Here is a 14,609-nt window from a genome sequence, read left to right as displayed (position 1 = left end):
TCAAGCCGCCCTTTTTTGATCTTGGTTGAGGAGGCGTTGCAGGGCCCGGTGTTCTGCGGGGTCGTAGCGCACGCCGTCCTGCCAGCAGTGCCAGATGACGGTCAGCCAGGCACGGGCCAGGACCCGGACGGCGTGGGGGTGGTCGTGACCTCGTGCTCTGGCTCTTCGGTAGAGATCGGCTGCCCAGGGGTTGGCCTTGATCGAGTCGCCGGCGAAGTCGCAGACGGCGTCGCGGAGTTGTTTGTCGCAGGCCCATCGGAACGCCACGACGCGGATCTTTCCGGACTGGCGGGTGGACGGGGCGACACCGGCCAGGCAGATCAACGCTTCCGGGGTGGGGAACTTGGCTCGGCAGTCGCCGATCTCGGCGAGCAGCCGGGCGGCCCGGACGCGGCCCGAGCGGGGCAGGCTGGTGAAGATGTGTTGGTCGGCGTGCGCGTCGAGCTGGGCGCTGATCTGGGCTTCCAGAGCCTTGATCTGGGTAACCATCGCGGTGAGCAGGGCAACGGAGGATGCGGTGATCGCGGTGTACGCCGTCTGGTCGCCGGCGGCGCCGCGGGGTGCGGCGGTCAGATGGGCGTGCAACGCGGCCGGGTCGGTGCGTCCGGAGTAGCCGACCGAGGACAGCCACCGGCCGAGTCTGGTCGGGGTGAGCCAGTCGGCTTTGTCCTGGGTCGGGAAACGGGTCAGGAACGCCAGAGTGATCAGCGAGTCGATCTGCCGGAACAGGCCGACCGCACCGGGGAAGACCAGGCGAAGGTGGGCGCGCAGTTGGTTGGCCAGGGCCACGCGGTGGGCGACCAGATCGCGGCGAGCGCGGACGATTCGGCGCAGCGCGACGGTTTCCGGTGCGTCGGGCACCAGTGGCCGCAGCCGGGACCGGTCGGTGCGCAGGGTGTCGGCGAGCACGTAGGCGTCGAACCGGTCGTCCTTGTTGCCGGCCGAGCCGTACCGGCCACGCAGGTTCTTGACCTGGTTCGGGCTGATCACGACCACGGTCACACCGGCGCCGAGAAGGGCGTCGACCACGGGCCCGTCGGGGCGTTCGATCGCGACCTCCTGGCAGCCGGCGCGGGTGAGCACGGCCACGAGTTCGATCAGTCCGGCGGCGGTGTGCTCGATGGTGTGCCGGGCAATCTCGCGGCCGCGGTCGTTGACGATCGACACGGCGTGGTCGTCGCGGGCCCAGTCCAGGCCTGCGGTCAGGTCTTGGGGTGCTTGGTCGGGCAGGGTGTTGCTGGCAGACTTCACGTCAGCCTCCTCGCTGCTAGTCCCAGTGGGGAGGCGCCCTCGTACGGTGCCGATGGTGCCGGGACGTGTCTGCCGGTTCGCTCACTGATCGGCGCTCGCGGCACGCAGCTTTGGCGCTCAGCCCTGTCGACGGTCGGCACGTCCCGGGGAACCGCCAGATCTCGCAGATCTCATCGTGGACATCAACCGTGTCCAGCGAGCTGGGCGATGACCGGGCGGCACCTCGGGCGCATCACCAACCCCTCGAGGATTGATGACCTAAGGATGGTGCACCAGTGAGCGGCGCAGCAGCTCGCCGAGCTCGGTGATCTGCGCGCGGCTCAGGCCGGTCACCTCGGTCACCTGGTCCCAGTCGACCGCGGCGACGTGCTGCTTCCAGGCCTCGAAGCCGGCGGTGTGGGCGGCGATGAAGTCGTGGTCCAGGGCGTCCCACTCGACCAGCAGCGAGCCGAGGGCCTGGAACAGAGCCAGGTCGCCGTTGATCTTGACCGGCAGGTGCAGGTCGGAGATCTTGGTGCCGTCGCCGACGACGCCGGCCGGCCGCTGCGGGTTCTTGAACCGGACCAGGCCGGCCTCCCGCAGCGGGTTGATCGAGACGATGGTGGCGCCGTTGCGCTTGGCGATCTCCAGCGCGGAGAGCATCCGCGGGTGGTTGGTGCCGGGGTTCTGGCCGGCCACGATGATCAGCTGGGCGTTGTAGACGTCCTCGATGCTGACCGAGGCCTTGCCGATGCCGATCGACTCGGCCAGCCCCACGCTGGTCGACTCGTGGCACATGTTCGAACAGTCCGGCAGGTTGTTGGTGCCGAAGGCGCGGACGAACAGCTGGTAGGCGAAAGCACTCTCGTTCGACGCCCGGCCCGAGGTGTAGAAGGTGGCCTCGTCCGGGCTGCCCAGGGCGTTGAGTTCGCGGCCGATCAGCGCGAACGCCTCGTCCCACTCGATCGGGGTGTAGTGGGTGGCCCCGGGGCGCTTGACCATCGGCTCGGTCAGCCGGCCCTGCTGGCCCAGCCACCACTCGGAGCGGGCATCGAGCTCGGCGATGCTGTGTGCGGCAAAGAACTCGCGGGTGATCCGGGCGGTGGTGGCCTCCTCGGCCACCGCCTTGGCCCCGTTCTCGCAGAACTCGGCGGTGTGCCGATGCCCGACCTCCGGGTCCGGCCAGGCGCAGCTCATGCAGTCGAAACCCTCGGCCTGATTGAGCTGGGTCAGGGTGCGCACGGAACGGGTGGTGCCCATGTGGTGCAGCGCCCGCTTCATCGAGATGGCGACCGCCTTCACGCCCGCGGCGTATTCCTTCTGATGGCCGACGGTCAGGTCGGCCTCGGAGTAGTCGGGCAGATCCTGCGGGTCGGGCATCGTCGCTCCTTTGGGTGGTGGGCGGTCGGCGCATGCGTCGGAACCGCCATCCTGCCCATCGCCGGAGGCACCGACCCGGTGGACGGCCGTCGTCGGCACCTTTCCCGGCAGGTGGAATCGCGAGGGTCCGGCCGGTCGCCGACCGACCCCGGCACCGGTGGGTCCAGAGCGGGCCCGGGGTCGGGGAAAGTCCCGATCCGGTCGGGGTCGACCCCGTGGGGGATCTGCCTCCCAGACCCCAGCCAGAACCAGGGCTAACCCTCTGACCTGCGCCTTCGAACCTTCATACGGTCATTTCAACCAATTCACACCGACCGTTCATGATCATTCGAGGAGCCCGGCATGACCACCGCCACCCTGCTGCGCAGCCCGCTGACCGGGGCTCGGAGCCCCGGCCCGGCCCTCGCCGGCCTGGCCGCCGTCGTGGCGCCGGCCCGCAGTGCCCGGGTGGCCCTGGCCGGTGCGGTGGCCTCGGTGCCGCCGATCGCGGCGCTGCACCTGGACGCACCGAGCGGGACCTCCATGGCTCGGACCACGATCAGCGATGTGGTCGTCACCACGCCGGCGGGCGAGCCCCTGTTCGCCCTGACCGCAGGCGCGCTCGCGGTGGCCGGGATCGCGCTGGTCCGCGCGTTGGCCGGGCTGAGCGGAACGGCCTGGACGCGGGCCCTGCTGGCCGGCTGGGCGCTGGCCCTGGTGGCGGCGGCGGTGTTCCCGACCAACCTGCCCGGGCGGCCCGGTGACACGTCCTCGACGATCCACCTGATCGCCGGGGCCGCCGTGTTCGCGTTGCTGCCGCTGGCCGCCGTCCGGCTGTGGCGCCGCCTGGCCCGGACGCTGGCCGACGGCCTGCGGCGGACGCTGCTCGCGGTCGGCCTGGTCAGCGGAGCGTTGAGCACCGCGCTGATCGTGAATCGGATTCCCGGGGTGCTCGGGGCGGCCGACCTGTCGCTGCCGCCCGGCCTGCTGCAGCGGGCGGCCGGGGCCGCGCAGATCGTGCTGGCCGCCCTGCTCGGCCTGGGGTTGCTGCGCTCGCGGGCGGCTCAGGCCGCGGCCGCCAGCGGCAGCTGAACCTCGAACCGGCAACCCGGCCCCTCGTTGTGCACGCTGATCCGGCCGCCGTGCGCCTCGACCAGCCCGCGGGCGATGGCCAGGCCAAGGCCCGCCCCGCCGGCCGCCGACCCGGTCTCCGGCGAGCGGGCGGCGGCCCCGCGGAAGGCCACGTCGAACACCCGCGGCAGGTCGTCCGGGTCGATGCCGCCGCAGGCGTCCTGCACGGCCAGCCAGGCGTGGTCGCTCTGCTGCCCGGCCAGGACCTCAACGGTGCCGTCGGACGGGGTGTGCCGGATGGCGTTGACCAGCAGGTTGGCCAGCACCCGGATCAACTCCCGGTCGGAGCCGTTGACCACCGGCCAGCCCGGTTCGGCGCTGGCGGCCAGCCGCACCCCGCGTTGCCCGGCGGCCGGGGCGGCGGCCTCCATCGCCTGGGCGACCAGTTCCTCGGTCGAAACCGGGCCCAAGGTCAGCCGCAACGCCCCGGCGTTGATCCGGGAGAGCTCGAACAGGTCGTCGACCATGGTGGACAGCCGGGCGGTTTCGGCGCTGATCCGGCGGGCGTAGTCGGCGATCTCGTCCGGGTCGACGACCACCGAGTCCTCCAACGCCTCGCTCATCGCCCGGATGCCGGCCAGCGGGGTCCGCAAGTCGTGGCTGACCCAGGCGACCAGCTGCCGGCGGGAGGCCTCGGCGGCGCGTTCGGCGGCCCGCTGCTTCTCCGCCTCCATCGCGCCCAGCGCGATCCGCCGGCCCAGGTAGACCGCCACCGGGATGACCACCACCGCGATCAACGCGCAGGCGGTGGCCGCGAACGCCAGCATCGGGGTGTACATGAAGCCGCTGACGCTGACCACGAACAGCAGCACGGCCAGGATCGGGATGCTGACCAGGGCGGCGATGTTGGCGGTGGCCGAGCGGCGGCGCAGCAGGTACAGCACGCCCAGCTCGACGGCGGCGGTGGCCACCGCGGCCAACAGGGCCCAGGGCAGGATGTGCAGCAGGTCGGTCAGCACCGGATCACCGCGGCTCAGCCCGGGTCGGCCGGGCGCAGGTCGCCGTCGAGCCGGTAGCCCACGCCCCAGACGGTCACGATCCGGGTCGGCTTGGTCGGGTCGGGTTCGACCTTCTCCCGCAGCCGGCGCACGTGCACCGTCACCGTCGACTGGTCGCCGAACGACCAGCCCCAGACCTGCTCCATCAGCTCGGTCCGGCTGAACACCTGTCCGGGGTGGGCCAACAGGAAGTGCAGCAGGTCGAACTCCCGGCTGGTCAGGGCCAGCTCGTCGCCGCCGCGACGGGCGGTGCGGGACAACGCGTTCGCCGACAGTTCCCCGTCGGCACTGGTCACCTCGGCGCTGCCCGGCGCGGCCGGGGCGGCCGGGCCGCGGCTGCGTTGCAGCACCCGGGACACCCGCAGGGCCAGCTCGCGCGGGCTGAACGGCTTGACCACGTAGTCGTCGGCGCCGAACTCCAGGCCGACCACCCGGTCCGATTCCTGGCCCAGAGCGGTGAGCATGATCACCGGCACGGTGGAGGTGCGGCGGACCTCGCGGCAGACCTGCAATCCGTCCATGCCCGGCAGCATCAGGTCGAGCACGATCAGGTCGGGGTGGTGGCTGCGCACCAGCCGCAGGCCGGTCGGCCCGTCCGCCGCCTCCAGCACGTCGTGACCGTCCCGGGTCAGGTAGCGGCGCAGGACCTCGCGGACGGTGTCGTCGTCGTCGACGACGAGCACCCGTGACGGGTCCATCGCTCCACCTCCCGACCCTGCGAACCCACCCACCGTAGGTCCTGGCCGGGCCGGCCGACCAGGGCGGACGGCCGAGCTACCCGGAACCGTAAGACCCGGCCAGCAGGTCGCCGATGCGGGCCGACCACTGCGGTCCGGTGGCGGTCAGCTCGACCGTGCGCCGGTCGTCGGGCAGCCGGGTCAGCTCGACCAGCAGGTGGTCCTCGGCCAGTTGCTCGGCCACCCCTTCGCCCCATTCGACGACGACGGCCGCGGTGGTCAGGTCGGTGTCCAGGTCCAGGTCGTCGAGCTCGACGGCCCCGCCGAGCCGGTAGGCGTCGACGTGGATCAGCGGGGTGCCGGCCGGATCGGCCGGGCGATGCACCCGGGCGATGACGAACGTCGGCGAGGTGACCAACCCGCGCACCCCCATGCCCTGCGCGATGCCCTTGGTCAGGGTCGTCTTACCGGCGCCCAACGAGCCGGACAGGATCAGCAGGTCGCCGGGGCGCAGGCGCCGCCCCAGGGCTTGACCAAGGGCGTGCGTGTCGGCGGCGGTGGCCAGGATCGTCATCGGGCCGGCCGCGACCAGCGGGACCGCTTGGCGCTGCGTTGGCCGGTCTGCGCGCCGGCCAGCGCCAAGCGCAGCAGTTCGCGCAGCGCCTCGTTGGTGACCATCGGGTCCTCCATCATCGTCATGTGCCCGGAGCCCTCGGCGACCACGATCCGGGCGTCCGGCAGGACCTCGGCGATCCGCTGTGATCGGTCCAGCGGCGTCATCCGGTCCTGGTCGCCGGCCACGATCATGGTCGGGATGCCGGCCAGCGCGGGCAGCGCCTCGGTCTGGTCGTGCGCGAACAATGCCGGCAGGAACTCGGCGATCACCTCGACCGGCGTCGAGGACACCATCTCGTCCAGGTAGTCCACCAGCGCGCCGGAGACGTCCTTGCGGGAGAAGCCCAGGCTGCGGGTGAGCAGCCAGACCGCGTCCCGGTTGCTGGAGCGGCCGCGCTCGAAGATGGCCGGGTACCGGGAGCCGACCTCCTTGAGCACCTTGACCAGCGGGTTACCGCCGGCGATGAGCAGTTTGCTCAGCTCGGACGGCTTGAGATAGGTGGCCCCGGTGCAGACCAGGCCGACCCCGACGACGCGGTCGGCGAACAGGTCGGGATCCTGCGCGGCCAGGGTGAAGATGGCCATGCCGCCCATCGAGTGACCGATCAGCACGATTGGCCCGGTCGGCGCGGCGGTGTCGATGACGCTGTGCAGGTCGGCGGCCAGGTAGTCCATCGTCGAGTGCCCCTCGGGCGCCCGGGTCGACTTGCCGTGCGAGCGGTGGTCGTAGAACACCAGGCGGGCGTTGGGTTGGGCGCTCATCCGCGCGGTCCCGGTCCGCCGGGCGGTGCGGGTGCCGATCGACTCCGCCTCGTGGGGCTCGCCGAAACCGGGGCCGGCCAGGCCCCACCGCTGGAAGTGCCAGGACCCCAGCCGCAGCGTCCACCCGTGCGCGAAGATCACCGTGAGCGGGGCGTCGAGCGGGCCGACCTCCTCCACGTGCAGCGCGACCCCGTCCCAGGTGTCCACCGAATACGTGCGGTCGGCGTCCATGGCCTCGAACGCGGGCTCGGCCCCCGGCTCGGTGAGCAGCGCGGCCTGGGCGCTCTGGTACTTGCGCACGGCCACCCGCTGTGCGGTCACCCCGCCCAGCGCTGCCGCGCCCAGCACTCCGGTGACCACCCCGGCGGTGCCCAGGATCCGGCCCAACGTACTCATGGAATTGCCTCCCCGACATTGCGTCGGGGCACCCTCGGCCCGATCCTGGTCACGATCTCGTAGTCGATGGTCCCGCAGTAGTCGGCCCAGTCGCGCGCGGTCGGTTCGCCCTGCTCCCCCGGCCCGAAGACGATCGCCGGATCGCCGGCGGCCACCGGGTCGTCGCCACAGTCCACGACGACCTGATCCATCGCCACCCGGCCGGCGATCCGCCGCCGGGCGCCGGCCAACCAGATTTCGCCGCGATTGCTGGCTGCCCGCGGCAGGCCGTCGGCGTACCCCAGGGGGATCAGCGCGAGCGTGGTCTCCCGATCGGTCCGGTAGGTCAGGCCGTAGGACACCCCGTGGCCGGCCGGCACCCGCTTGGTCAGGGCGACGGTCGCGCGCAGGGTCATCGCCGGGGTCAGCGGCACCGGGGTGGCGACCGGGTTCAGGCCGTAGCCGCCGATGCCGACCCGGACCAGGTCGAACCGGGTGGCCGGATGGTCGATCAGGCCGGCGGTGTTGGCCAGGTGCCGCAGCGGCGGGTCGATGCCGCGGTCGGCCGCGGCGGCCAGGATCCGGTGGAAGGTGGCCGTCTGCTCGGGCACCGACGGGTCGTCGGGCACGTCGGCGCTGGCCAGGTGGCTCATCAGGCCGGCGACCCGGACCCGACCGGCCCGCTGGGCGGCGGCCACCGCGTCCAGCACGGCGCCGATCTCCGCCGGTCCGACCCCACCCCGACCCAGGCCGGTGTCGACCTTGACGTGGATGTCGGGCACCGCACCGACGGCCTGGTCCAGGACCCGGTCCAGCTGCGCGCGGCTGGCCACGGCCAGCTGCACCCCGGCCGCCAGCGCCGGCGCGACCCGTTCCCCGGGCGGCCACAGCCAGGCCAGGACCGGCACGTCGACCCCGGCCGCCCGCAGCTGCAGGGCCTCGGTCGGGGTAGCTACGCCCAGCCAGGTCGCACCGCCGGCCAGCGCCGCCTGCGCGGCCGCGACCGCGCCGTGCCCGTAGCCGTCGGCCTTGACCACCGCCATCACCGACCCGGCCGGGTTCGACCCGCGCATCAGGGCCAGCAGGGTGCGCACGTTCGCGGTGATCGCGGCCAGGTCGACCACGGCCGCCACCCGCTCGCCGGCCCGCCGAGGCGTCGGGTCGGCGGTCGGCCCGGCGGTCGACCCAGCGGTGGTGCTCACCCCTCGATGGAACCACGTTTGCGCAGCGGCCGGCCGCCCATTCGCCTCGTGCCTGCGTGTCCGGCCACACAGTCCGGGACACCGGGTCGGCCGGTGCTCAGCCGGTGTTCAGCCGATGCCGTCCGGGTCGGCCCGCAGGTGATCCCACAGCGCGTGCGCACCGAACAACCCGGCCCGCTGGGCCCGCTGGCCGGCCCGGCCGTGCAGGAACGCGCCGGCGCTGGCGGCCAGCAGGGGCGGCAGACCGGCGGCCAGCAACGAGCCGACGACGCCGCTGAGCACATCCCCGGAGCCGGCCGTGGCCAGCCAGGACGAGCCGGACAGGTTGACCGCGGCCTGCCCGCCGGGGTCGGCGATCAGCGTGCGATGCCCCTTGAGCAGGACGGTCGCCCCGCTGACCCAGGCGGCCCGGCGCACGGCGGCCAGCCGGTCGTCCAGCTCGATGTCCGGGAACACCCGGCTGAACTCGCGGTCGTGCGGGGTGAGCACGGTCGGCTGGCCGGCCCGCCGGCGGGCCTGCAGCAACGCCGGCATGGCGGCCAGGATGGTCAGCCCGTCGGCGTCGACCAGCACCGGCTCGTCCCGGCCCAGCACCCAGCGCAGCAGGGTGATCGACTGGCCCTCGGTGCCCATCCCGGGGCCGACGACCCAGGCCTGCACGGTGCCGGCGTCGGCGGGCGAGTCGACCGCGACCGCCTCCGGCCAGCGGGCCACCACCGCCGCGGCCTGCGGCCCGGCGTAACGGACCATGCCCGGCCGGGTGCGGACGGCCCCGCCCACGCAGAGCACCGCGGCGCCCGGGTATCCGGGCGAGCCGGCGACCACGCCGACCAGCCCGCCGGAGTACTTGTCGGCGGCCGGCGCGGGGGCCGGCAGCACCTGCCGCAGGCTGCCGTCGGTCATCGCGATCACCTCGGCCGGGCGGCCGGTCATGTCCATGCCGATGGGCACGTTGACCACGGTGCCGGCCTGCTGATCGGCGATCAGCAGGCCCACCTTGATGCCGCCGAAAGTGACGGTGACGTCGGCCAGGAAGCAGGTCCCCCGGACCTGGCCGGTGTCCGGCTCGATCCCGCTGGGCAGGTCGACCGCGACCCGCAGCGCATCGGTCGCGTTGGCCTGCCCGATCAGCTCGGCGGCCGCGGCCCGCAGCGGCGGGGTGGCGCCGATGCCGACCACCCCGTCGATGATCACCTCGGCCCGGGCGATGATCCCCGGCCCCGCCGGATCGTCGTGGGTCAGGATCCGGCCGCCGGCCCGGCGCAGCGCGGCCCGACCGCCGGCATGGGTGCGCTCCGGGCTGAGCAGCAGCGCGGTGACCGCCATCCCCCGGCCCCGCAGGAAGGCGCCCGCGTACAGGGCGTCGCCGCCGTTGTTGCCCGACCCGACCAGCAGCACCACCCGCCGCCCGGGATGCGGCGCGGGTACCCGCTCGGCCACCTCGGCGGCCACCGCGAACGAGGCCCGGCGCATCAGGGTCGCGTCGCCGTCGCGCGCCAGCGCGAGCGCCTCCACGGCCCGGATCTGCTCGACGGTGTAGGCCTCGATCACGGGGTCGACTCCGTCCGGGCCGGGCCGATCGCCAGCACCACGGCGGCCGCGATGCCCGCGTCGTGGGACACCGAGATCCGCCAGTCGGTGATGCCCTGGGCGGCGGCCGCGTCGGCCACGGTCTGGCTGACCTGCAGCACCGGGCGGCCGGAGAGCTCGGAGACGACCCGGCAGTCGTGCCAGTCCATGCCGGCGGGCACGCCCAGGGCCTTGGCCACCGCCTCCTTGACCGCGAACCGGGCGGCCAGCGACGCCGGGCCCCGCGGATGGCCGGTGGCCGTCACCTGCTCGTCCGGGTTGAACAGCCGACGGGCCAGCGTCGGCGTGCGGGCCAGCGCGGCGGCGAACCGGTCGACCGCGACGACGTCGATGCCGACGGCGACCACGCTCGCGCCGACCGGCACCGCAGGAACGATCACGTCCTACTCGACGGTGACCGACTTGGCCAGGTTCCGGGGCTTGTCCAGGTCGAAGCCCTTGGCCCGGGCGATCTCGGCGGCCAGGATCTGCAGCGGCACGGTGGTGATCAGCGGCTGGTACAGCTTGGGCACCTTGGGCAGCTCGATCAGGAAGTCGGCGAACGGGGCGACCGTCTCATCCCCCTCCTCGGCGATGACGATGGTGCGGGCGCCGCGGGCCTGGATCTCCCGGATGTTGGACAGCAGCTTGGAGTGCAGCAGCGGGTCGGTGACCGGCGACGGGGTGACGATGACGACCGGCAGCCCCTCCTCGATCAGCGCGATCGGCCCGTGCTTGAGCTCGCCGGCGGCGAAGCCCTCGGCGTGCATGTAGGCCAGTTCCTTGAGCTTGAGCGCGCCTTCGAGGGCGACCGGGTAGCCCACGTGCCGGCCCAGGAACAGGATCGCCTTGGCCGTGGAGATCTCCTGGGCGAGCTTGCGGACCGGGTCCATCAGGGTCAGCGTGGTGGCGATGGCGTCCGGGATCTTGGTCAGTTCCTCGTATTCCCGGGCGATCTCGTCTCGGTACTTGGTGCCGCGGGCCTGCGCCAGGGCCAGCCCGACCAGGTAGTTCGCGGTCAGCATGCCCAGGAACGCCTTGGTCGAGGCGACGCCGATCTCCGGCCCGGCGTGGATGTAGACGACGGCGTCGGACTCCCGCGGGATCTGCGAGCCGTTGGTGTTGCAGACGGCCAGCACCCGGGCCTTCTGCCGGCGGGCGTGCCGCAGGGCCTCCAGCGTGTCGGCGGTCTCGCCCGACTGGCTGACCGCGACCACCAGGGTGTCCCGGTTGAGCACGGGGTCGCGGTAGCGGAACTCGCTGGCCACCTCGACCTCGACCGGGATCCGGCACCAGTGCTCGATGGCGTACTTGGCGACCAGCCCGGAGTGGTAGGCGGTGCCGCAGGCGACCACGAACACCTTGTCGATCGTGCGCAGGTCGTCCTCGGACAGGCGCAGTTCGTCCAGCACGATCCCGGAGCCGTCGAAGTGGCCCAGCAGGGTCTGCGCGACGGCCGCGGGCTGCTCCTCGATCTCCTTGTCCATGAAGAACTCGAAGCCGCCCTTTTCCGCGGCCGAGAGGTCCCAATCGACGTGGAACTCGCGGAAGTCCGGCTCGCCACCGGTGAAGGAGGTGACCTCGTAGCCGTCCGGGTTGATCACGACGAGCTGGTCCTGGCCGAGCTCGACGGCGTTCCGGGTGTGCGCGATGAACGCGGCGACGTCGCTGGCCACGAACATCTCGTCCTCGCCGATGCCGACCACCAGCGGCGAGTTGCGCCGGGCCGCGACCAGCGTCTCCGGAGCGTCCAGGTGCATCGCGACGAGGGTGAACGCACCCTCCAGGCCGCGGCAGACGGCGGCCATGCTGGCCGGCAGGTCACCGGCGGTCGGGCCGTCGGCCATCACCCGGGACAGCAGGTGCGCGACCACCTCGGTGTCGGTGTCGCTGCTGAACTCGATGCCGGCGGCCTCCAGCTCGGCCCGCAGCGGCACGAAGTTCTCGATGATGCCGTTGTGGATGACCGCGACCCGGCGGTGCATGTCGGTGTGCGGGTGCGCGTTACGGTCGGTCGGGCCGCCGTGGGTGGCCCACCGGGTGTGTCCCATGCCGGTCGTGCCGGCCAGGGCCACCGCCCCGGTGTCGATGAAGGCCTCGAGGTTGCCGATCCGCCCGGCCTTCTTGGCCAGGTTCAGCTGGGGGGCCGCCCCGTCCCGGTCCAGCACCACGACGCCCGCGGAGTCATAGCCCCGGTACTCGAGCCGGCGCAGTCCCTCCAGGACGAGCGGCAGCGCCTGACGGGGACCGGTGTAGCCGACGATTCCGCACATTCTGCCCAGGGTAACGGCTGCGGGGACCCCTCCTGGCGAGGCGCGAAGGTCGTCACACCGACGCAACCGTGGTCCCCCTTCCGGGTACCGGAATCGTCACCCACGATCGCGGCCCGCTCACCCACGACGCTCACTCCGGCGGCAGGCTCACGCCGAACCCGCTGACGGCCAGCCGCAGCAGCACCTGACCGGGGGCCAACAGGTCGGCGATCTTGGCCGCGGACAGCACCTCCAGCTCGGCCAACCGCCGGCGGTAGGCCTGCGGGCCCTCCAGCCGGGCCCGCTGCAGGTGCTCGGTGTTGTGCCAGACATTGGCCCTCGCCTCGGCCAGGAACCGCCGGCTGGCCCGGCGGTTGAGCGGGCCGAGCAACCGGTCGAGCAGCGCGCGGTCGAACTCGGCGTCCTCCTGGCCGACCCGGGCCGAGAGCACCCCGTCGATCCGCTGGTGATCGCGGCGTCGCCGGTCCATCAGCACCGGATCGGCGAAGTCGTCATCGCTGATCACCGCGAGCAGCGCCTGCGGCAGGTCGTAGTTGATGTGTGCGTTGATGCCCAGCAGCACGTGCCGCAGCTGGGGTAGCTCGGCCGGCGCGGCCAGGGCCAGCCGCCACGGCCGCGGCGCGTTGGCCTCGTCCGTCGCCGCCGTCAGGTACAGCTCGGCGAAGGCCGCGTCCCACTGTTCCACCCATGCCGGGTCCTCGAAGCGGGCCTGGTCGACGGCGTCGCCCACGGCCCGGGTGGTGCGCAGGTAGGTCTCGGCGAAGAACCGACGGTGCGTGAGCGGGGGTGGGATCTCGTCCAGCGCCCGCTGCATCCGGTCCAGGACGGCGGCAATCGGACGGGGTTGATCGATGGCGGCGGCCTCTTGGCTCGCGGCCGGTTCGTCGGTCACGGTCATGCCCTTTCTTCGGCGTCAACCCATCCGCGGATCGCCCCATTCCGAATTATTCTCGACAATTCGGGCAGACCACAGTCCGCGGAGGTAACTCATGACCGCTCCGAGCACGTCCCGCTCAGCCACATCCCGACCTGGGCCGATGACACCCTCTGTGTCAACCTCAGGCCGCAATTTGGCCGTTGTTGATCTTGATCGCGTTCCCGTGCCGGGCCGGGTCGTAAGGCTGCCGGTCGAGCCAGCAGCGGTAGATGACGTGCACCCAGGCGCGAGCCAGCACCCGGACGGCGTGCGGGTGGTCGTGTCCGCGTTGGATGGCTCGTCGGTATACGTCGGCCGCCCATGGGCTCTGGTGGCGACTGTTGTCGGCGAACGTGGTCATCGCTTTGCGGAACCCTTTGTTGCAGGCCCAGCGGAAATGCACGGCGTGGTATTTCCCGGACGCTTTGGTGACCGGCGTCAGGCCTGCCAATGCCGCGACGGCGTCGGGCGAGTCGTAGGCTTGGCGGGAATCGCCCCACTCGGCGAGCACCTGGGCGGCGTTGATCTGACCCGACCTTGGCAGCGACGTGAAGATCGCGGCGTCCGGGTGCTCCCCGAGATGGGCGGTCACCGACCGGTCCAGGTCCTTGCGGACCGCGCCGAGGGTGCGCAGCACGGCCACCAGCGCCAGCACGGCGTCCCGGACGGCCTCGACCAGGTCCGGGTCGGTGGTGCCGGCCGGCGCAGCCCGCAGCCGGGTCAGCAGCTCCGCGGCCGAGCGGCGACCGGAGTAGCCGTGCTTGACGCAGAACGCGGCCATGCGCTTCTCACCCAGGCCCGCGGCGTGTTTGGCGGTCGGGTACCGGGTCAGGAACTCCAACGCGATCGGCGACTCGATATCGGCGAAAACCTTGGTGGCGCCGGGCCAGTGGGCATCGAGCAGGGCGGTCAGCTGGTTCGCCGTGGCGGTCCGCATGGCCACGATGTCATCGCGGGTGCGCACGACCGTCCGAACCGCCTTGGTCTGCGCGGTGAACGGGGTGGCCGGCCGCAGCCGGTGCGACCGCAACCGCAGGTACTCGGCGATGACGGCGGCGTCGCCGGCGTCGGACTTGGCGCCGGAGAGCACCTCACCGTCGCGCCAGGTCTTGATCGCGTTCGGGCTGACCGGCACCACCGGGTAGCCAGCCTCGAGCAGGGCGTCGACCAGCCGACCGTCGGGCCGTTCCAGGGCGACGCTGACCTGCATCGGGTCGCTGGCCAACCGACCCAGGCGGGCCAACAGGGTCGCGAAACCGTCGGCGGTGTGCTCGATCGTGAACTGCGCGGTGATCTTCCCGGCCGCGTCCTGCACACACACGGCGTGCGTTTGGGCGGCCCAATCGATACCGACGTAGAAATCGCATTCGGGCAGGGACAACTCAACAACTCCTCACAACGGCAGCGACGACTCGGCGAGGAGGCCGATCACCGGGCGGTCACTGACTGGCGCTCTGCGGCGCGTCCCTCTGTTGCCGGTTTACAGCCCCGCGAGAACCGGG

12 protein-coding genes and 1 pseudogene are annotated in these 14,609 nt (G+C 72.4%); 1 reads left to right on the top strand and 12 read right to left on the bottom strand.

Annotated features, from left to right (window positions below; genetic code table 11):
- Positions 1-1,251 carry an IS110 family RNA-guided transposase gene (locus NAMU_RS05975; protein ID WP_015746517.1) on the bottom strand — a complete coding sequence of 417 codons (1,251 nt, stop codon included), beginning with the start codon at positions 1,249-1,251 and terminating at the stop codon, positions 1-3.
- Between the two features lie 276 nt (positions 1,252-1,527).
- Positions 1,528-2,610, bottom strand: a pseudogene (locus NAMU_RS05970) (molybdopterin-dependent oxidoreductase); the annotation flags it as partial.
- 342 nt (positions 2,611-2,952) lie between these two features.
- Between NAMU_RS05970 and NAMU_RS27065 the strand changes: the two are divergent.
- Positions 2,953-3,681, top strand: coding sequence for a DUF998 domain-containing protein (locus NAMU_RS27065; RefSeq protein WP_015746516.1), 729 nt, complete (start codon positions 2,953-2,955; stop codon positions 3,679-3,681).
- Here NAMU_RS27065 and NAMU_RS05960 read toward each other — a convergent pair.
- The 10 genes from NAMU_RS05960 to NAMU_RS05915 all read right to left on the bottom strand — a co-directional run bounded on the left by NAMU_RS05960 (position 3,654) and on the right by NAMU_RS05915 (position 14,488).
- Positions 3,654-4,679, bottom strand: a complete 1,026-nt coding sequence (locus NAMU_RS05960; protein ID WP_015746515.1) for a sensor histidine kinase — start codon at positions 4,677-4,679, stop codon at positions 3,654-3,656. The two genes, NAMU_RS27065 and NAMU_RS05960, sit on opposite strands and share 28 nt — an antisense overlap.
- A 14-nt stretch (positions 4,680-4,693) precedes the next feature.
- Positions 4,694-5,416: a response regulator transcription factor gene (locus NAMU_RS05955; protein ID WP_015746514.1), complete on the bottom strand. Its 723-nt coding sequence runs from the start codon at positions 5,414-5,416 to the stop codon at positions 4,694-4,696.
- Positions 5,417-5,492: 76 nt separating this feature from the next.
- A complete protein-coding gene (gene tsaE, locus NAMU_RS05950) occupies positions 5,493-5,969 on the bottom strand; it encodes a tRNA (adenosine(37)-N6)-threonylcarbamoyltransferase complex ATPase subunit type 1 TsaE (RefSeq protein ID WP_015746513.1) in 477 nt (158 codons plus the stop codon).
- The gene (locus NAMU_RS05945) at positions 5,966-7,168 is read right to left on the bottom strand and encodes an alpha/beta fold hydrolase (RefSeq protein ID WP_015746512.1); all 1,203 of its coding nucleotides are present in this window, start codon (positions 7,166-7,168) and stop codon (positions 5,966-5,968) included. Before NAMU_RS05945 ends, tsaE begins: the two co-directional genes overlap by 4 nt.
- Positions 7,165-8,349: an alanine racemase gene (alr, locus tag NAMU_RS05940; RefSeq protein ID WP_015746511.1), complete on the bottom strand. Its 1,185-nt coding sequence runs from the start codon at positions 8,347-8,349 to the stop codon at positions 7,165-7,167. Before alr ends, NAMU_RS05945 begins: the two co-directional genes overlap by 4 nt.
- A gap of 108 nt (positions 8,350-8,457) precedes the next feature.
- A complete protein-coding gene (locus NAMU_RS05935) occupies positions 8,458-9,900 on the bottom strand; it encodes an NAD(P)H-hydrate dehydratase (protein WP_015746510.1) in 1,443 nt (480 codons plus the stop codon).
- Positions 9,897-10,286, bottom strand: coding sequence for a holo-ACP synthase (locus NAMU_RS05930; RefSeq protein WP_041369893.1), 390 nt, complete (start codon positions 10,284-10,286; stop codon positions 9,897-9,899). The genes NAMU_RS05935 and NAMU_RS05930 overlap by 4 nt, the downstream gene beginning before the upstream one ends.
- A gap of 36 nt (positions 10,287-10,322) precedes the next feature.
- Entirely contained in the window at positions 10,323-12,191 is a 1,869-nt protein-coding gene (gene glmS / locus NAMU_RS05925; RefSeq protein WP_015746508.1) for a glutamine--fructose-6-phosphate transaminase (isomerizing), read from the bottom strand.
- A 130-nt stretch (positions 12,192-12,321) separates the two neighbouring features.
- Entirely contained in the window at positions 12,322-13,089 is a 768-nt protein-coding gene (locus NAMU_RS05920; RefSeq protein ID WP_015746507.1) for a DUF5995 family protein, read from the bottom strand.
- 160 nt (positions 13,090-13,249) lie between these two features.
- The gene (locus NAMU_RS05915) at positions 13,250-14,488 is read right to left on the bottom strand and encodes an IS110 family RNA-guided transposase (RefSeq protein ID WP_015746506.1); all 1,239 of its coding nucleotides are present in this window, start codon (positions 14,486-14,488) and stop codon (positions 13,250-13,252) included.
- Positions 14,489-14,609: the final 121 nt, after the last annotated feature.

The sequence above is a fragment of the Nakamurella multipartita DSM 44233 genome (assembly GCF_000024365.1).
GTDB classification, from domain to species: domain Bacteria; phylum Actinomycetota; class Actinomycetes; order Mycobacteriales; family Nakamurellaceae; genus Nakamurella; species Nakamurella multipartita.
This window is presented reverse-complemented; position numbering and strand designations above follow the sequence as displayed.